Annotated in this window: 17 protein-coding genes; 8 read left to right on the top strand and 9 right to left on the bottom strand. The window is 42.3% G+C overall.

Annotation, left to right across the window (positions count from 1 at the left end; translation table 11 throughout):
• Position 1 precedes the first annotated feature (1 nt).
• Positions 2–1,417: a 3-isopropylmalate dehydratase large subunit gene (gene leuC / locus AC1DOK_RS01850; protein WP_477552515.1), complete on the bottom strand. Its 1,416-nt coding sequence runs from the start codon at positions 1,415–1,417 to the stop codon at positions 2–4.
• A 131-nt stretch (positions 1,418–1,548) separates the two neighbouring features.
• Between leuC and AC1DOK_RS01845 the strand changes: the two genes are divergently transcribed.
• The gene (locus tag AC1DOK_RS01845) at positions 1,549–2,448 is read left to right on the top strand and encodes a LysR family transcriptional regulator (RefSeq protein WP_477552514.1); all 900 of its coding nucleotides are present in this window, start codon (positions 1,549–1,551) and stop codon (positions 2,446–2,448) included.
• Between the two features lie 107 nt (positions 2,449–2,555).
• Here AC1DOK_RS01845 and AC1DOK_RS01840 read toward each other — a convergent pair whose 3' ends face one another.
• The 3 genes from AC1DOK_RS01840 to AC1DOK_RS01830 form a co-directional block, all read right to left on the bottom strand.
• On the bottom strand, positions 2,556–3,395 hold the full coding sequence (locus AC1DOK_RS01840) for a carbon-nitrogen family hydrolase (RefSeq protein WP_477552513.1): 840 nt from the start codon (positions 3,393–3,395) through the stop codon (positions 2,556–2,558).
• A gap of 74 nt (positions 3,396–3,469) precedes the next feature.
• A complete protein-coding gene (locus AC1DOK_RS01835) occupies positions 3,470–3,838 on the bottom strand; it encodes a VOC family protein (RefSeq protein WP_477552512.1) in 369 nt (122 codons plus the stop codon).
• A gap of 13 nt (positions 3,839–3,851) precedes the next feature.
• Positions 3,852–4,631 (bottom strand): methyltransferase domain-containing protein, encoded by a 780-nt coding sequence (locus AC1DOK_RS01830; RefSeq protein WP_477552511.1) that lies wholly within the window; start codon positions 4,629–4,631, stop codon positions 3,852–3,854.
• Between the two features lie 193 nt (positions 4,632–4,824).
• On the opposite strand from AC1DOK_RS01830, the gene AC1DOK_RS01825 reads away from it, so the two are divergent.
• The 7 genes from AC1DOK_RS01825 to mtnB all read left to right on the top strand — a co-directional run bounded on the left by AC1DOK_RS01825 (position 4,825) and on the right by mtnB (position 12,497).
• Positions 4,825–6,018, top strand: a complete 1,194-nt coding sequence (locus AC1DOK_RS01825; RefSeq protein WP_477552510.1) for an aminotransferase class I/II-fold pyridoxal phosphate-dependent enzyme — start codon at positions 4,825–4,827, stop codon at positions 6,016–6,018.
• A gap of 579 nt (positions 6,019–6,597) precedes the next feature.
• Positions 6,598–7,704 (top strand): glutamate 5-kinase, encoded by a 1,107-nt coding sequence (gene proB, locus AC1DOK_RS01820; RefSeq protein ID WP_477552509.1) that lies wholly within the window; start codon positions 6,598–6,600, stop codon positions 7,702–7,704.
• Between the two features lie 25 nt (positions 7,705–7,729).
• Positions 7,730–8,977, top strand: a complete 1,248-nt coding sequence (locus tag AC1DOK_RS01815; RefSeq protein ID WP_477552508.1) for a glutamate-5-semialdehyde dehydrogenase — start codon at positions 7,730–7,732, stop codon at positions 8,975–8,977.
• Positions 8,978–8,991: 14 nt separating this feature from the next.
• Positions 8,992–9,855 carry a pyrroline-5-carboxylate reductase gene (gene proC, locus AC1DOK_RS01810; protein WP_477552507.1) on the top strand — a complete coding sequence of 288 codons (864 nt, stop codon included), beginning with the start codon at positions 8,992–8,994 and terminating at the stop codon, positions 9,853–9,855.
• 37 nt (positions 9,856–9,892) lie between these two features.
• The gene (locus AC1DOK_RS01805) at positions 9,893–11,161 is read left to right on the top strand and encodes a 2,3-diketo-5-methylthiopentyl-1-phosphate enolase (protein WP_477552506.1); all 1,269 of its coding nucleotides are present in this window, start codon (positions 9,893–9,895) and stop codon (positions 11,159–11,161) included.
• Positions 11,162–11,163: 2 nt separating this feature from the next.
• The gene (locus tag AC1DOK_RS01800) at positions 11,164–11,829 is read left to right on the top strand and encodes a 2-hydroxy-3-keto-5-methylthiopentenyl-1-phosphate phosphatase (RefSeq protein WP_477552505.1); all 666 of its coding nucleotides are present in this window, start codon (positions 11,164–11,166) and stop codon (positions 11,827–11,829) included.
• A gap of 8 nt (positions 11,830–11,837) precedes the next feature.
• Positions 11,838–12,497: a methylthioribulose 1-phosphate dehydratase gene (gene mtnB, locus AC1DOK_RS01795; RefSeq protein WP_477552504.1), complete on the top strand. Its 660-nt coding sequence runs from the start codon at positions 11,838–11,840 to the stop codon at positions 12,495–12,497.
• A gap of 72 nt (positions 12,498–12,569) precedes the next feature.
• Here the strand turns inward: mtnB and AC1DOK_RS01790 are convergent, their stop codons facing one another.
• The 5 genes from AC1DOK_RS01790 to AC1DOK_RS01770 form a co-directional block, all read right to left on the bottom strand.
• Positions 12,570–13,247: a DnaD domain-containing protein gene (locus AC1DOK_RS01790; protein ID WP_477552674.1), complete on the bottom strand. Its 678-nt coding sequence runs from the start codon at positions 13,245–13,247 to the stop codon at positions 12,570–12,572.
• A gap of 111 nt (positions 13,248–13,358) precedes the next feature.
• Complete coding sequence (locus tag AC1DOK_RS01785) at positions 13,359–13,580, bottom strand: hypothetical protein (RefSeq protein ID WP_477552503.1); 222 nt, start codon at positions 13,578–13,580, stop codon at positions 13,359–13,361.
• 58 nt (positions 13,581–13,638) lie between these two features.
• Positions 13,639–14,934, bottom strand: a complete 1,296-nt coding sequence (asnS, locus tag AC1DOK_RS01780; RefSeq protein WP_477552502.1) for an asparagine--tRNA ligase — start codon at positions 14,932–14,934, stop codon at positions 13,639–13,641.
• Between the two features lie 202 nt (positions 14,935–15,136).
• Positions 15,137–16,336 carry an acetate kinase gene (locus AC1DOK_RS01775; protein ID WP_477552501.1) on the bottom strand — a complete coding sequence of 400 codons (1,200 nt, stop codon included), beginning with the start codon at positions 16,334–16,336 and terminating at the stop codon, positions 15,137–15,139.
• The gene (locus AC1DOK_RS01770; protein WP_477552500.1) at positions 16,333–17,208 is read right to left on the bottom strand and encodes a 3-hydroxyacyl-CoA dehydrogenase family protein; all 876 of its coding nucleotides are present in this window, start codon (positions 17,206–17,208) and stop codon (positions 16,333–16,335) included. Before AC1DOK_RS01770 ends, AC1DOK_RS01775 begins: the two co-directional genes overlap by 4 nt.
• Between the last annotated feature and the right edge of the window lie 152 nt (positions 17,209–17,360).

Here is a 17,360-nt window from a genome sequence, read left to right as displayed (position 1 = left end):
GTTACTTTGCCTCCTTAAATTCCCAATTACGAACATCATAGAAATGTCCTTTGATCGCAGCTGCTGCTGCCATTTCAGGGGATACTAGATGCGTTCTACCACCACGACCTTGACGACCTTCAAAGTTACGGTTAGATGTTGATGCACATCGTTCACCAGGACTCAGTACATCTGGGTTCATTGCTAGACACATCGAACAACCCGCATCACGCCATTCAAAACCAGCCTTAATGAAAATTTGATCCAAGCCCTCTTGCTCAGCTTGTGCTTTCACGCGGCCAGAACCAGGTACAACAATCGCGTTCACATGTGATGCTACTTGATGGCCACTCGCTACTTCTGCAGCTGCACGTAAATCTTCGATTCTACCGTTTGTGCAGGAACCAATAAATACAACGTCAATTTTCAAATCGCTCATTGGGGTTCCCGGAGTCAGCCCCATATATTCAAGCGCTTTTTCAGCAGCTTTACGTTCATTTTCAGTTGTAAAATCTTGTGGATTTGGTACATTAGCAGTAACATCAGTACCCATACCTGGGCTAGTTCCCCAAGTTACCTGTGGAATTAGCGTGTCAGCGTCAAATTCACAAAGAAGATCATACGTTGCACCTTCATCTGTAGGTAGAAGTTTCCATGCTTCAACAGCTTGATCGAAAGCTTCACCTTGAGGTACGTACTCACGTCCACGAAGATAATTGAATGTCGTTTCATCAGGTGCAATTAGTCCAGCTCTTGCTCCACCTTCAATAGACATGTTACATACGGTCATACGCTCTTCCATCGTAAGATTGCGAATAGCTTCACCTGTATACTCTATAACATAACCTGTAGCAAAGTCTGTTCCGTACTTCGCAATAATACCAAGGATTAAATCCTTTGCTTTAACGCCTGGCTTAAGTGAACCGTTCACTCTTACCTCAAGCGTCTTAGCTTTGGCTTGTTGCAATGTTTGTGTAGCCATAACATGCTCCACTTCACTTGTACCAATCCCAAAAGCAAGCGCACCGAATGCTCCGTGTGTTGATGTATGTGAGTCACCACATACGATTGTTTTGCCCGGATGAGTAAGACCTAGTTCAGGTCCCATAACATGGACGACACCTTGGTCAGCAGAGTACAAATCAAAGCATTTTACACCAAAGTCAGCACAGTTCTGTGATAATGTATCAATTTGCTGTTTAGATATTGGATCCTTAATATTAAAACGATCTTTGGTAGGAACATTGTGATCCATTGTTGCAAATGTTAAATCGGGTCTACGTACCTTGCGGCCTGCAAGACGCAATCCTTCGAATGCTTGTGGAGAAGTAACTTCATGCACCAAATGCAAATCGATATAAATAATACTTGGTTTACCTTCTTCTTGATGAACAATATGATTATCCCAAATTTTCTCGAACATTGTCTTTTTACTCATAACCTTCACCCCATGTTCAAATCTTTGTTCTAATCCTAGCATTTCTTTCTTCATTGTTCCAAGATATAATATCTATAATCTTAATAGGTAAAAGCAATAAGGAAGATCGACACAGGGGGTATTTTAATCTAATGGAACTCAGACAACTATCATATGCCGTACAAATAGCCAAGGAACACAATTTCTCAAGAGCTGCAGAGAAGCTTCATATCGCACAGCCTTCACTTTCGCAACAACTATCCAAGCTTGAGAAGGAAATTGGTGTGCTGCTCTTCCATCGGAATACGAGTTCTGTTGAGCTCACACATGCGGGATCATTGTTCGTTAATAAAGCACAACAGATCTTAGGTATGGTTGAAGGATTAAGACAAGAGATGGAAGATATATCTCAAATGAAAAAAGGACGTCTCATAGTTGGCTCCATGCCAATCACTGGAGCAACCATCATGCCTCTTGTTCTCCCTATATTTCAGAAGCGATATCCCCAAATTGAAGTTACCTTAATTGAAGAAACATCTGCTAATCTCGAAGGCTTGACCGCTAGCGGTGAAACCGATATTTCTCTGCTTATGCTTCCATTGCAGCAAGAGACACTTGTATATGAAACCATCTATGATGAAGAGATCGTGATTGCTGTACCGCCTACACATGAATTAGCAGCAAGAGAATCGACCATTATCGATATCTCAGAGCTCTCAAATGAGCCGTTCATTGCACTCAAAAGAGGTCAAGGCTTGCGTAAAATGACGAATGAATTATGCGAAGATGCTGGCTTTGTTCCACGAGTTGTTTTTGAGAGCAGCAATATGGAAACCGTACTGTCACTCGTTGCAGCAGGTATGGGGGTTGCTTTTGTTCCATCTATGATTTCGAAGCGAACTTATAGCGATATTTCACCTGTTAGTCTACGCCTAACAAATATGCCAACTCGTACACTAGTTATCGCTCATCGTAAGGGACGATATTTATCAAAAGCTGCAGAAGCATTTATTTCTACACTCAGCGAAGTCATGCGTGCTCAAACCCAATGACTAAATCAACATAATGTTCCCCTAATATAATTCGGCGTCATGAACGAGCTAATATTAATAGCCATTCAGGACGCCGAATTATAGTAAATGAATTCCTATCTAACCCATCAGTAAAGCTCAGGTCTGCGATCAGCAAAAACAGGAATACGACTTCGCACTTCACCAACAAGATTAAGATCAATTTCAGCATAGATAATTTGTTCACTTTCATTACCTTCAGCTAGGATCTCTCCCCAAGGATCGATGACAAGTGAATGACCGAAGAACGCTGTGGTGCCACTCGTTCCCACCCGATTACAAGCAACAACATATGCCTGGTTCTCAATCGCCCTTGCCATCAACAGCGTACGCCAGTGATGTAATCTCGGGTGTGGCCATTCCGCAGGAACAAATATGATTTGGGCACCATCAAGTGCAAGTTTACGTGATAGCTCTGGAAAACGAATATCATAGCAGATCATCATACCTGCTTGGATATCATCGAGTGAAAATTTACCTAGTTGATCACCTGAAGCTAGGTGAAGATGCTCATCCATTAAACGGAACAAATGAATTTTAGAGTAATCTGCTACAAGGTTCCCTGCTCTATCAAATACATAAATCGTATTATAGACTTCTTCTTCACGTCGATCAGCGACTGAACCAGCAATAATATTAACTTGATGCTGTTTTGCAAATGAGGAAAGGAGTTGCTTCGTTCGATCCCCACTATGATCTGCCAAATCGTGAATACGATCTAATGCATAGCCTGTATTCCACATCTCAGGAAATAGAATGACATCTGGTTTACTACCTGCTTCCAGAATCGCTCTATTTAATTGCATCATTAGATGAGCTTCATTCGTATCTGGTTCTCCAATTTGGATATCCATTTGAATGAGACATATATTTAACTTATTCGAATTATTCATACCTTTATCCCGCTCCTCATGCATCAATAATGCCATATATATTTATGATAATGTTAATGATAGAATAATCGATCACCATGCGGAGTGCAATTCAAGATTCCGGGCTAGATTTACTTTCGTTCCATAAATTCCAATCGGTTACCATAGGGATCTTCTGCATGAAACCGAATTACATCTTCAATTGAATCATCAACTTGTACCGCTACCCCTAGCTTCATTAATCGATCACGAAGTAGGTGAATATGTTGAATTTCAAAGCCAGGATGAGCCTTCTTCGCTGGTTGAAATGGATCCTCTACACCGATATGAATTTGCTGATCTCCGCACTGGAACCACACGCCACCACGACTTTGTAATTTCTCTGGCTTTGGTATTTCAGTTAGTCCTAACCACTCTCCATAGAACTCTCTTGCTAGCTGTTCACAACCAATTGGTGCTGCTATTTGTATATGATCAATACCCCTAATCGCAAATTCCATTCGAATCACTCCTTTATTTGGTTGCAGTCCATATCGTCCAGCGATCCATCTCTATAATCTGCTTATCTGTCACATTCGACATGCTCGCTTCTACACCATCTACTAGCTCCACTAGTTCTTCATCACTTAATTCATGAAGAATAGATCTGCCCTTGCGACAAAGTAAATCTGCTCTAAGCTCACTCTTTTCAGAATAAACCTGTCTAACCTCCCACAGCTGTGTCTCTTGGATTTGCGTAAACCCAGATAACTGTAAAGCGGCTTGAACAGTCTTGCTCTCATGTCTTCGTCCTAGCTCAAAATCAATTAAACGAGGGAATTTCTCAGTAAAATATCCACGAATATGAGTTTCACTTCCTGGAAGTATACAATCCTCCGGTGTTCGATCTTGAATCATCAATTGGCCGCCTGATCGAAGCAATCGATACGCTTCTCCCAAACAAGCTCCCAAATCCTCTACATGGTGCAGAAGTGCCCTTTGCAAAATAAAATCATATTCTGCGCTCATTAGCCCTGTACATAGTGCATTTCCTTGTTGGTAATCAATTTGATGATTATTCATGGTCGAATTACGGGCACCCTCGAGCATGCTATTAGAGAAATCCATCCCTAACACCTCTGCAGCACCAAGCTCCGCTAGGGCTCTTGAATAAATTCCGCCACCACAGCCAAGGTCAAGAACCTTCTTTCCGCGCAGATCGTACTTACTATGGACCCAGTCAATCCAAGATGCATTTGCTTCACGCAAAGCATAACTATTCGTTAATTTCTGATCATGAAAATCAAATGACATTCAAATACACCCCTTCAATTAATTTCATCTAATGAAACTTAGTATTACATAATGAAACTATATGTTTCCATTATAATCCTATAATTGATCCAGTCAAGATACTCAGTAATGAAACTCTATACCTATACATCCCGATCGTTTTTTGTTAAATTAACAATACAATAATAATTCTTACGGAGCGTGAACAAGTATCATGAATGGACAGCAGCCTTTTCAAATAACACCTGCAGACCGAATGAATGCACTTCCGACTCAATTCTTCTCTAGCCTAGTATCGAAAGCGAATGCCCAAATAAATGCAGGTCACGATGTCATTAATTTAGGACAAGGTAATCCGGACCAACCAACGCCTTCTCACATTGTTCAATCCTTACAAACTGCAGCAACTAACCCGCTTTATCATAAATATCCACCTTTCTCTGGCTTTAGGTTCCTCAAAGAAGCTGTCGCTAAGCGGTATCAAGAGGATTATGGCGTGATTGTGGATCCAGACACAGAAGTTGCTGTTCTGTTCGGTGGTAAAACAGGACTTGTTGAATTGCCTCAGTGTTTACTCAATCCCGGTGACGTTTGTCTTGTACCTGATCCTGGATACCCCGATTATTGGTCTGGAGTAGCTCTTGCCAGAGCACGAATGAGCTTCATGCCTCTAGTAGCAGACAATGCTTTTTTGCCTGATTATTCGGCTATTTCAGAGTCTGATCTCAGAGATGCCAAGCTGATGTTCCTGAACTATCCGAATAATCCAACGGGTGCTGTCGCCCCATTATCCTTCTATGAAGACACTGTTAAATTTGCTGCCAAGCATGGAATCGTTGTAGCAAGTGATTTTGCCTATGGTGCAATCGGATTTGATGGGAATAAACCAGTTAGCTTTTTACAAGTGCCAGGAGCCAAAGAAGTCGGGGTCGAGTTCTATACCTTATCCAAAACGTACAATATGGCTGGGTGGCGTGTTGGATTTGCATTAGGCAATAGCGAAATTATTCGACTGATTAATCTCATGCAAGATCATTACTACTGCTCCTTATTTGGCGGCATTCAAGAAGCGGCTGCTACAGCTTTAACGGGTTCTCAAGCTTGTGTTCAAGAGTTAGTTGCTAGGTATGAAAGCAGAAGAAATGCGCTATTCGGCGCTTTAGATACAATCGGTTGGAATGCCAAACCTTCTCAAGGCTCCTTCTTCACTTGGCTCCCAGTTCCTCAGGGACATACAGCATCAAGCTTTGCTGATCTTGTACTGCAAGAAGCGAAGGTTGTTGTAGCACCAGGTATTGGCTTTGGGGAACACGGTGAAGGCTATGTTCGACTCGCTTTACTTGCTTCAGAAGAAAGATTAACTGAAGCTGTTAACAGAATTGGCAAACTTCATCTGTTTGATCGCTGATCTTACCTTTACATCGGGCTTCATTATATGTTATTTTATACAAAACGAAACGCACTCTCCGTCCATCACTGGATGGTAACTGATATAATCAACGTATTGATGGGAATAGTAGGAATAAGATGCCATGTTACAGAGAGTAAGCTTCTTAGTCTGGAAGAGCTTACCTTGAGCCTTGTCCGAACCCGCCCCTGAACGGTCAGCGATGAGCTGAACAGCCTACCCTGCTGTTATCTAGGGACACAAGGAAACTTCTTTGCAGTTTGCAGTCTTTAAGCTGTAGATAGGCATGAATTTCCTGCAGTCGTACATATCTTATTAGGATCATTAATCACCTTAATAGTTGTATGATTGAATAAGTTGGATGCTTGCATCAATTAAGGTGGTACCGCGGAAGCTTAGACTTTCGTCCTTGACAGGACGGAAGTCTTTTTTGCTATAACCAGACTTATAGTAACCTCGTCATGCTTAGTAATACTTTAATGAAACGACATTATCCTTCATAAGGATGAACCCGTTTCAATTCATGGCATATAGACATGATATTCAAATAATGATGTAAGAAAGGGATAAGAAACTACTATGGAAATTCAACGGATTGTAGTCAAAATTGGCTCTTCTTCCCTAACATCCGAAACTGGTGGATTGAACCTCAATCAAATTGAGTACTATGCTAAAGAACTCTCCACCCTGTATAAGGCAGGCTATCAGATTCTGCTTGTTACATCTGGCGCAGTTGCGGCTGGATTCAAGGCTCTTGGCTTTGAAACACGCCCAAAGCTTCTACATGAGAAGCAAGCTGCCGCTGCAGTAGGCCAAGCGCTACTAATGCAAGCTTATCAGGATAAACTAAGTCAATATGGTATCGGAGCTGCCCAAATTTTGCTAACACGCTATGATTTTACAAGTCGGCAGAGAGTTCATAACGCTTCCATGACCATTGACGAATTGCTTAAACGCGGTGTGATCCCCATTATTAACGAGAATGATACGGTATCTGTCGATGAACTTAAATTTGGTGACAATGATACCCTATCTGCGCTCGTAGCCAATTTAGTGAAGGCATCTAACTTATTGATTGTGACGGATATAGATGGCTTATATACCGATAATCCACGAAACAATCCATCTGCTACTCGGATTGAGCGGGTATCCGAAATTACGGATGATATCTACCAAATTGCAGGCGGGTCTGGTTCTGCTGTAGGTACAGGTGGAATGCGTTCCAAAATCGAAGCTGCTCGCATTGCGATTCGAGGTGGGGTATCTGTGTTCATAGGCCGAGTGACTGCACAAGATGATTTAATTGATGCTGCCAATAATAAAGGACATGGCACTTATTTTGATACAAACAATAGTACACATAACCTATCCATGAAAAAACAATGGGTGGGTTATCATTCAATTGTCCATGGATCGATAATGGTCGATCAAGGCGCAGTCGGTGCGCTTAAGATCGGCGGTAAAAGCTTACTTCCAGTAGGAGTAAAAGCCGTATCTGGTGAATTTCACCCCGGTGATGTTGTTGAGGTTGTTGATCTGAATGAAGCCATCATTGGTCGCGGCATCGTGAACTATACTTCTTGGCAGTTACAGGCTGTTGCTGGCTTATCCACTGATGAAGTAAGCAAGCGAATTGAAGTCAATCGAATTGAGGTCATTCATCGTGATGAATGGGTTACTTTATAAATCAATTGATTAGGAGTGATTAGTAATGAGTGAAGTGATCAAGAAAGCAACACTTGCCAAGGCTACTGCTACCCTTCTTGCCAGTCTATCAACGCAGCAGAAGAATAATGCGCTACAATTAATGGCAACTGCCTTACTACAGCATAAACAATCCATTATCGAAGCAAACGAGCAAGACCTTGAAAGGGGTCGTCAGAGTGGTATTAGTTCCTCTCTACTCGACCGATTGCGATTAAACAGTGAGCGAATTGATGCGATGGCTGAAGGCTTAACGCAAATTATCAGCTTGCCTGATCCGATCGGTGACTTATTAGAGTCAATTGATCGACCTAATGGACTTCAAATTAAGAAAATTCGTGTTCCGCTAGGCGTGATCGGTATTATTTACGAAGCACGTCCTAACGTAACAGTCGATGCTGCTGGGCTCTGTCTCAAAACAGGTAATGCAGTTGTGTTACGTGGCGGATCGTCTGCATTAAGCTCGAATGAGCGAATTGTAGAAGTTCTGCATGAAGCTTTACGTCAATCCGATCTGCCTGCTGATGCCTTGCAATTAATCATGAATCCAGATCGCTCATCAGTCGACGAAATGTTGAAGCTTAATGGGCTTCTAGATGTGCTGATTCCACGTGGAGGTCATTCATTAATTCAGAATGTTGTCAGTAATGCGACGGTCCCTGTGATCGAGACTGGTGCAGGCGTATGTCATACCTTTGTTGATGCAAGCGCTGATCCTACTATGGCTATTGCAATTAGCTTAAATGCCAAGGTTCAACGGCCTTCAGTATGCAATTCAATGGAAACACTCATCTTGCATCAAGATTTTGCAAAAGGGCATCTTCCTGCAATGGTTGAAGCATTCAAACTAGCAAATGTAGAGCTGCGCGGCTGCCCGAATACCGTGCTACTCGAAGCATCAATTAAATCAGCTACTCCTGCGGACTGGGATACAGAGTACGGTGACTATATCCTGAATATTCGTATCGTTCACGACTTAGACGAAGCTCTAGCACATATTCAAAAGCACAGTACCATGCACTCGGAATGTATCGTTACCGAGAATCAAAAGAATGCGGAGCGTTTTCTACAACAGGTAGATGCTGCTGCCGTATATCATAACGCATCGACTCGTTTTACAGATGGATTTGAGTTCGGCTTTGGCGCCGAAATTGGTATATCTACTCAGAAGCTTCATGCTCGTGGACCAATGGGGCTACCTGCACTCACATCTACAAAATATCGTATTTATGGGAATGGACAAATACGCGAATAAGGGGAACAAACTTCATGTTTACAAACTTACGAGAGACTCGAATTACACTAATCGGCGCTGGGTCCATGTCTGAAGCACTTATTCGTGGACTGATTAAGCATAATATTGCTCTACCTGAAATGGTCTCTGTCATTAATCGTACCAATCAAGACCGTTTAGTAGAGTTACATAAACGGTATCGGATCCATATTCCTTTAACTGAAGCCGATAAAGAGACGATCATCCAAGAATCCAATATTATCATGCTTGCGATGAAGCCAAAGGATGTCACAGGCTCTTTAGCTTATCTCAAACCTTTGCTGAATTCCAAGCAAATGATCATCTCCGTTGTAGCTGGCGTTGCGATCCATACAATTGAAACTTTGCTAGAAAGCTCTCTTCCAATTGTTCGTTCCATGCCGAATACTTCTTCAATGATTGGACTTGGTGCAACTGGACTTAGCTTCTCGCGCAATGTTTCCGAGAAACAGAAAGAGCTTGCATCTGAAATATTTGAATCGGTTGGTGTTGTGACCATCGTTGAAGAGCCGAAGCTTGAGATTGTAACTGGATTATCTGGATGTGGACCCGCTTATGTGTATTATTTAATGGAAGCACTTGTCCAAGCAGGAATAGATGGTGGATTGCCTGAGGAAGCAGCTAGAGACCTTACGATGCAAACCTTAATTGGGGCAGCTAACATGGTTAAAGAAACAGGGAATTCCCCTCGAACACTTCGTCGTAACGTATCCTCTCCTGGAGGTGCTACTATGGCAGCAATTGAAGTTCTTGAACAATATAGGTTTAGTGAAGGTATTCGAAAAGCAGTCGCACGAGCAACTGAACGTTCAAAGGAAATGGGCGAAGAAATCGCTGATGCTTGCTTAAAGTTGAAGTAATCCCCCCATTCCAAATGCAAACATGAGGTGATCCTAAATGAATGAATATTGTATAGCAACATACCGTTGTTATGATGACATAGCTGATTTTGATAAGAAAGCTACTAGTATAGCTATTGGGCTTACAATTGGTAGCTGGACAGAACTACCTGAAGCACGCAAGGCAGAGATGGAGAAGCATCTGGGTCGTGTTGTTTTAGTAGATGTACATGCGCCATCATCTGAAGATACAACGACAAAGCGTTATGCTGATATTACGATTGCTTATCCTGATGTTAATTTTTCCCGTGATATCCCTTCCCTACTCGTTACTGTATTCGGCAAGCTATCGATGGATGGTCAAATCAAATTAATCGATCTCAAATTCTCAGAGAGCTTCTTAAATGCCTTTCCCGGACCAAAATTTGGGATGAAAGGCGTACGAAATTTACTAGGCGTCCATGACCGCCCACTGCTAATGAGTATTTTCAAATCGGTCATCGGACACGATTTAGCTGGACTTCGCGAGCAGTTCTATCTGCAAGCCGCTGGTGGCGTCGACCTGATCAAGGACGACGAAATCTTGTTCGAGAACCCGCTGACACCAATTGAGCAGCGGGTAACTGTCTGCCTGGAGGCTGCGCACCAGGCAAGTGCACGTACCGGTCAAAAGCTGCTGTACGCAGCGAACTTGACCGGTAGCACCTCGCGCCTTGCGGAGCAGGCGCGGAAGGCTATCAGCGCGGGTGCTACCGCGCTGCTGTTTAACGTGCTGGCGTATGGATACGACGCCTTGCACGAACTAGCGACCGACCCGCAGGTGTCGGTGCCAATCATGGCGCACCCTGCAATGGCGGGTGCGTTCTATCCCGCGCCGAACTACGGGATCGGCGCGTCTGTGCTGCTAGGCAAGCTCATGCGGCTTGCCGGAGCTGACCTTGTGCTGTTCCCATCGCCATACGGCTCAGTCGTTATGCCGAAGGCAGACAATATGGCAATCCAGCGTGCACTTATAACAGACAAGTCTGACGATTACTTGTTCTCATTCAATGCAAGCAATCCTACCAATCAGCTTTCACTTGCACCTGCTTTCCCTGTACCTTCAGCTGGCATTCATCCAGGTCTTGTACCGCTGATCCTACGCGATTTTGGCCATGATGTTGTTGTCAATGCTGGCGGAGGGATTCATGGACATGCAATGGGTACGATAGCAGGTGGACAAGCCTTCAGACAAGCTATAGATGCAACACTACAAGGTAAGACACTTGAAGAATACGCTGTACATCATCCAGAGCTTAAAGCAGCAATAGACCAATGGGGAGTTTAACAATGACTATAGAGACGAATACTAAACAACGTATCATTTTTTGTGATTTTGATGGAACGATAACCCAAAGTGATAATATAGTTGCCATTATGAAGCATTTCCAGCCTACTGGCTGGAAAGAGCTTGTCGATCAAGTTGTGAATCGGCAAATTTCCGTGAGACAAGGTGTAGGAGCTATGTTCCGATTACTACCGAGCGAACGTAAAAATGAGATCGCCCAATTCGCGATTCAAAACGCTGTAATCCGAGAGGGATTTACAGAATTCTTAGATTATTGTAAACTATACAACATTATACTTCTTATCACTTCGGGTGGAATTGATTTCTTCCTCCATCCTATTCTTGAGCCATTTGATATCGCTCCTGAGCAAATCTATTGTAATGGATCATCTTTTGAAGATCATATGATCGAAATTCTATGGCCTCATGCTTGTAATGCAGAATGCCATAATGACTGTGGTATGTGCAAAACTACGATAATACGCTCGTATCCAGCATCCGAATATCACCGAATTTTAATCGGAGACTCCATTACCGACTTTGCTGGAGCAAAGCTAGTGGATACCATATTTGCTCGAGCTCAGCTAATCGACTTATGCAACGAAGTCAATTTAGCTCATATTCCTTTTGATAATTTTTATCAGATTATAGAGAACCTGGAGGTATAAGCAGTAAGATGAGTATAGAAACAGCGCAAGAACATAAACTTAGTGTCTTCGCAGCATTACACGAGGTCAAAGTACTATTCGCCAATCGAGGTTGGTTTCCTGGAACAAGCGGTAATCTCTCCGTGATGGTAGAGTATACTAATCCATCTGAATTTACCTTTGCAGTTACTGCTTCAGGTAAAGATAAAACAGTACATACCGATGATGACTTTCTGCTTGTCAATAAAAGTGGCCGTCCAACAGAAGCAACCCATTTGAAGCCATCCGCAGAAACACTCATTCATTGTGAGATCTATCGTACGATGGGTGCTGGAGCTATCTTTCATATTCATACCGTATTTAATAATATCATCTCGGAGCTTTATGCTGATCTGGGTTTTATTCCAGTCGAAAAAGTGGAATTAATCAAAGCCTTCAATATTTGGGACGAGGATGCACGAATCGAGATACCTGTTCTACCGAACTATGCTGATATCCCTCGTATAGCTGAACTTGTAGAAGGTGCTATTAATCCCAATATTCCAGGTATTGTCCTTCGGAATCATGGAATATATGCATGGGGAGCTAATGTTTTTGAAGCTAAACGCCATTTAGAAGCGTTTGAATTCCTATTCGAATATGTATACCGCAAACAGCTTTTACCTAATGACTTATTAAGAACTAAATAAATGCACCTTCATACACAACCAAAGGCTAACCCCCTCGTAACAGCCTACGAGAAGGTTAGCCTTTAACTTTTTTTATTTCAAACCACGGAATCGCTGTGAGTATTGTTTCGCTTGCTCGATCGTACCAACACGATTACGTTGCCATTCCAGTAAGATTCGATCCACATAGCGGAAATACAATTTTCCCGTGAATACGGCTTCCTTGAGCGCAGCAAGAATAAGTTCTTCCTTGTAGTGATCACGATCCAGCCATCCTGTAATCGTCTCAAGTTCCATCGGTGTGAGCGGACGCGCGAATTCCTTCTCGAAAATCGAAAAGAGATCGGTCTCCTTACTTGTTTCACCATTGGTATTTTGAGCGTTATTACTTGGTCTGTTGTATGAAACTACCGTGTTGCTACGATTAGCTTGATTGTTAATCCCATTCGTTTGTTTATCTTCTAAGAGATGTATGGCTATAGCCTCGTACAATGGCTCTAGATTATATCGTTCAAAGCGAACGCCTGAATCCGGTTCTTCCCCTTCATCAATGATGAATAACCCTTCATTCAGAAGCTTACCGAGCAGCATAGCGACTTCTTTCCTCGTCACTGACATCCGAGCCTGCAGCTCTTCTATCGTAGGAAAATCATTGCGTTCATGCTGGATAAAGGTGAGTAAATGAATGAGCATCATCGCTTCTGCTTCAGATAATTTCATTCGTTTATACATTCTAAGTAAAGCAGTCGGAACAGCAACTGTCCCATTCATAAGCCCTAATGTGAGCGCTGCTTGCAGTTTCTGTTGATCTTGTTGCAACTTGAATCACCTCGCCCGCATAACCTATAATTTCTCTTTCACTAAAATAGCTCAACACCAAAATCAGTGCTTGAAAAATTGTAATGTTGCCGTTAGATTACCGCTGCGTGGACGGATTGTCCTTACGATCGCTGTTGCCCCCAGATTTCTTGATCCTATACCGCTTATAGCGGTAGAAATCCGGTGGCAAAGCATATGCTTACGAAGTAGTTTTCCTTCGGAAAACTTGTAGGCGAACGCTTCGCTTCTCCAGGACAATTCCGTCTTCTCTGCTATGATCTGCATATGGTTCTGTCTTTAGCAAGCACTGATTATGATTCAAAGTCACTAAAATTAGCTCTTTTTACGGGTATAGACGATAAAGCATGCGCGGGAATGCAATTGTCTCACGAACATGGTCAAGACCGCATATCCATGAAACCGTACGCTCGAGTCCAAGTCCAAACCCAGAGTGTGGTACAGTACCATATTTACGTAAATCCATGTACCATTGATACGCTTCACTGGAAAGATCATGCTCTTTAAAACGCTGTTCCATTAGTTCCGGATCATCGATCCGCTGGCTACCACCAATAATTTCACCGTAGCCCTCTGGTGCGATCATATCGGCACAAAGTACAACCTCAGGACGATTCGGATCAGGCTTCATGTAGAACGCTTTAATTTCCGTTGGATAATGGGTAATGAACACCGGTGTCTCAAAACTCTCAGCAATTGCTGTTTCGTGAGGAGCACCAAAATCTTCACCCCATGTAAATTCGTGACCGTTATCTTGTAAGAATTTAACAGCCTCATCGTAGGTAATACGAGGGAAAGGTGCTAAGCATTTCTCTAACTTAGTCACATCGCGCTCCAATACTTCTAACTCACTTGCACAGTTTGTAAGTACGGATTTGACAACATATGCAACGAATTGCTCTTGTACACGTAAATTTTCTTCATGATCTACGAACGCCATCTCCGGCTCAATCATCCAGAACTCAATTAGATGACGACGAGTCTTCGATTTCTCAGCACGGAATGTAGGGCCAAATGAATACACGCGTCCCAAAGCCATTGCTGCAGCTTCCATATATAATTGACCGCTTTGCGTTAAATAAGCATCTTCATCAAAATATTTGGTATGGAATAGGTTCGTTGTTCCCTCACAGGAAGAAGGTGTAAGCACCGGTGGATCAACAAGCTTAAATCCACGCTCATCAAAGAACTGTTGAATCGCACGAATAATTTCAGCGCGAACAACTAGAATTGCACGTTGACGCGGTGAACGAAGCCATAGATGACGATGATCCATCAAATAATCAATACCATGTTCCTTAGGTGTTATCGGATAATCTTGTGTTACTTGAATAATATCGACACCGGTAACAGTAAGCTCATAGCCAAATTTGCTTCTTGCATCTTCTCTAACAATACCGGTCACATATAAGGAGCTCTCTTGTGTAAGGGATTTAGCGTTCTCCCAAATCTCTTCACTCACTTCGCTTTTAACAACTACCCCTTGAATATATCCTGATCCATCACGTAGCTGCAAAAATTGAATTTTACCACTTGACCGTTTGTTATGTACCCAACAGCCAAACGTTACCGTTTGTCCAACATAATTCTTTACATCGCGAATCATACATTTTTCACTCATATCCCGCTTCCTCCCACATTTGAAACATAAGAAATGCTTAAAGGTGGTAAAGAAGGTATTTCTTCGCCGCCCTTTAAGCAAATTATTACTGTTTCCTAATTGTACTATATTTTAATGAAAGAAGAAACGGCATCACAATCCTATAGAGATGGCGATCCGTTTCTTGCTTGAATGAATCAAATGATCAAGACATTACGCTTCATTATTTACTAACAAGTTCATAGGTATCACGAGCAATCATCCACTCTTCATTCGTAGGAATAACCAGAACTTCAACTTTGGAAGAATCAGTGGAAATTCGTTTATCGAAGCCTCTACCTGTTTTATTGCGTTCGCTGTCGAATTCAACACCAAGATAGTTTAGCTTGGAACAAACTGCTTCGCGGATGACAACTGAATTCTCTCCGACACCAGCTGTAAATAGAATGACATCAACACCATCCATTGCTGCAGCATAGGCACCAATATATTTACGTAGTCGATAGGTGTACATATCAAATGCCAATTTGGCATTAACATCACCTTCAGCCATTGCATCCGTCACTTCGCGCATATCGCTCGAAATTTTGGAAATCGCTTGTAAACCACTGTGCTTATTAAGCATCGAATTGACTTCACCAAGCGTTAATTCTTCTTTACTCATGGCATAAGGAACAACTGCAGGATCTAAATCTCCAGAACGTGTTCCCATCATCAATCCTTCAAGTGGTGTTAATCCCATTGACGTATCAATTGATTTGCCACCTTGAATTGCTGTAACAGAAGCTCCGTTACCAATATGGCAGGAAATGATCTTCAGATCCTCTAGCGGACGACCAATAAATTCAGCAGCACGTTCGCTTACATATTGATGTGACGTACCGTGGAAGCCATAACGACGGACCTTGTGTTTGGTATATAGAACCGTAGGAATTGCATACATAAATGCAGTCTTCGGCATCGTTTGATGAAACGCAGTATCAAAAGCAAATACATTGGGAACACCAGGCATATTCATCTCAACTGCATTCAAGCCTAGCAAAGCTGCTGGGTTATGCAATGGAGCTAAGTCAATCAATCGCGTGATTTCTTTCTTGACACTTTCGTCCACGATAGCTGAACCTGCAAACGATTCTCCTCCATGTACAACACGGTGACCAACAGCATCAATTTCTTGAATGCTTGTAAGTACACCATGCTCTTTATCTACTAGCTTATCGAGTACTTTACGAATAGCTGTTGTATGTTCAAGGATCTCACTAACCTCTTGAATTTCTTCTTTACCTTGAGGTTCATGAGCAAGAATGGCGGAATCCATGCCGATCCGTTCAACGCGACCTTTAGCTAGTACAGCTTGGGTTTCCATATTGAATAATTGATACTTTAACGAAGAACTTCCCGCATTAATAACTAAGACCTTCACAGACGGTCACCATCCTTATCGTATTGAAAGAAGCCTTGACCCGATTTTACGCCTAAATGACCTGCATGGACCATTTGCTTAAGCATAAATGAAGGGCGAAATTTAAGCTCTCCATAATCACGGAACATTCTTTCAAGAGCTGCAAGTACGGAATCTAGACCAAAGCGATCCGCCATTTCAAGAGGCCCTTTGTGGAACTCATATCCCGTACGCATAGCTCTGTCAATTTCTTCTGCTGAGGCAACGCCCTCTGACAACGTATGCATAGCTTCGTTAATAAGTAAGCAAATCAATCTAGTCGTTACAAATCCAGGAGATTCAAATACTTGAATACCCGTCTTCTGAAGTGAATCCTGTACAAAATTAAGTGTAGAGCTATATGTTAAATCTGAGGTCTTCATTCCTCTGATAATTTCTACAAGGTCAATTTTGGAAACTGGATGCACAAAATGCATACCAATTACACGTTCAGGATGTTTAGTTGCTGCACCTAGCTCCGTAAGGCTTAATGTTGAAGTATTACTTGCAATAATCACATTTTCCGAGCAAACTTGATCAACCTCGTGGAAAACTGCTTTTTTCGCTTCAATATCTTCCGTAATGGATTCAATGACTAAATCACAATCCGCTACTGCTTTTATTTCAATGGAACCTTTTATTTTGTTCAAAACGAGTTTTTTCTCAGATTCCGTAATAGCCCATTTTTCAAGCTGCTTGTCGAGTGATAAATGAATTTGTTCAAGTGAAGAGGCTAGAACGCTCTCGGAACGTTCAACGAGAATAACGTCCATACCTTTTTTAGCAAGCATTTCGGCAATTCCTACACCCATTGTGCCGCCGCCGATGACACCAATCTTTCTGTACTGACTCATGATCTGGCTCCTTCTTGTTCATCTTACAAGTGTTAACACTTGTACAATAAGTTTAGTATACGCAAAATCCGTCCATGACTAAATGTAAATTATAGTCGTAAACCATGGGTATTCCTGTGAATTATATCACAACGAAAATGGATTAGACCATA

It is taken from the genome of Paenibacillus sp. P5_B5 (assembly GCF_056400365.1).
This window is presented reverse-complemented; position numbering and strand designations above follow the sequence as displayed.

Bases quoted from the DNA above. Each gene is read 5' to 3' on its own strand.
- AC1DOK_RS01790 (WP_477552674.1), bottom strand. From the start codon at position 13,247: ATGAATGGGACAGTTGCTGTTCCGACTGCTTTACTTAGAATGTATAAA.
- asnS (WP_477552502.1), bottom strand. From the start codon at position 14,934: ATGAGTGAAAAATGTATGATTCGCGATGTAAAGAATTATGTTGGACAA.
- proC (WP_477552507.1), top strand. From the start codon at position 8,992: ATGTTTACAAACTTACGAGAGACTCGAATTACACTAATCGGCGCTGGG.
- AC1DOK_RS01835 (WP_477552512.1), bottom strand. From the start codon at position 3,838: ATGGAATTTGCGATTAGGGGTATTGATCATATACAAATAGCAGCACCA.
- AC1DOK_RS01815 (WP_477552508.1), top strand. From the start codon at position 7,730: ATGAGTGAAGTGATCAAGAAAGCAACACTTGCCAAGGCTACTGCTACC.
- mtnB (WP_477552504.1), top strand. From the start codon at position 11,838: ATGAGTATAGAAACAGCGCAAGAACATAAACTTAGTGTCTTCGCAGCA.
- AC1DOK_RS01845 (WP_477552514.1), top strand. From the start codon at position 1,549: ATGGAACTCAGACAACTATCATATGCCGTACAAATAGCCAAGGAACAC.
- AC1DOK_RS01770 (WP_477552500.1), bottom strand. From the start codon at position 17,208: ATGAGTCAGTACAGAAAGATTGGTGTCATCGGCGGCGGCACAATGGGT.
- AC1DOK_RS01840 (WP_477552513.1), bottom strand. From the start codon at position 3,395: ATGGCATTATTGATGCATGAGGAGCGGGATAAAGGTATGAATAATTCG.
- AC1DOK_RS01825 (WP_477552510.1), top strand. From the start codon at position 4,825: ATGAATGGACAGCAGCCTTTTCAAATAACACCTGCAGACCGAATGAAT.
- leuC (WP_477552515.1), bottom strand. From the start codon at position 1,417: ATGAGTAAAAAGACAATGTTCGAGAAAATTTGGGATAATCATATTGTT.
- AC1DOK_RS01830 (WP_477552511.1), bottom strand. From the start codon at position 4,631: ATGTCATTTGATTTTCATGATCAGAAATTAACGAATAGTTATGCTTTG.
- AC1DOK_RS01785 (WP_477552503.1), bottom strand. From the start codon at position 13,580: ATGCAGATCATAGCAGAGAAGACGGAATTGTCCTGGAGAAGCGAAGCG.
- AC1DOK_RS01800 (WP_477552505.1), top strand. From the start codon at position 11,164: ATGACTATAGAGACGAATACTAAACAACGTATCATTTTTTGTGATTTT.
- AC1DOK_RS01805 (WP_477552506.1), top strand. From the start codon at position 9,893: ATGAATGAATATTGTATAGCAACATACCGTTGTTATGATGACATAGCT.
- proB (WP_477552509.1), top strand. From the start codon at position 6,598: ATGGAAATTCAACGGATTGTAGTCAAAATTGGCTCTTCTTCCCTAACA.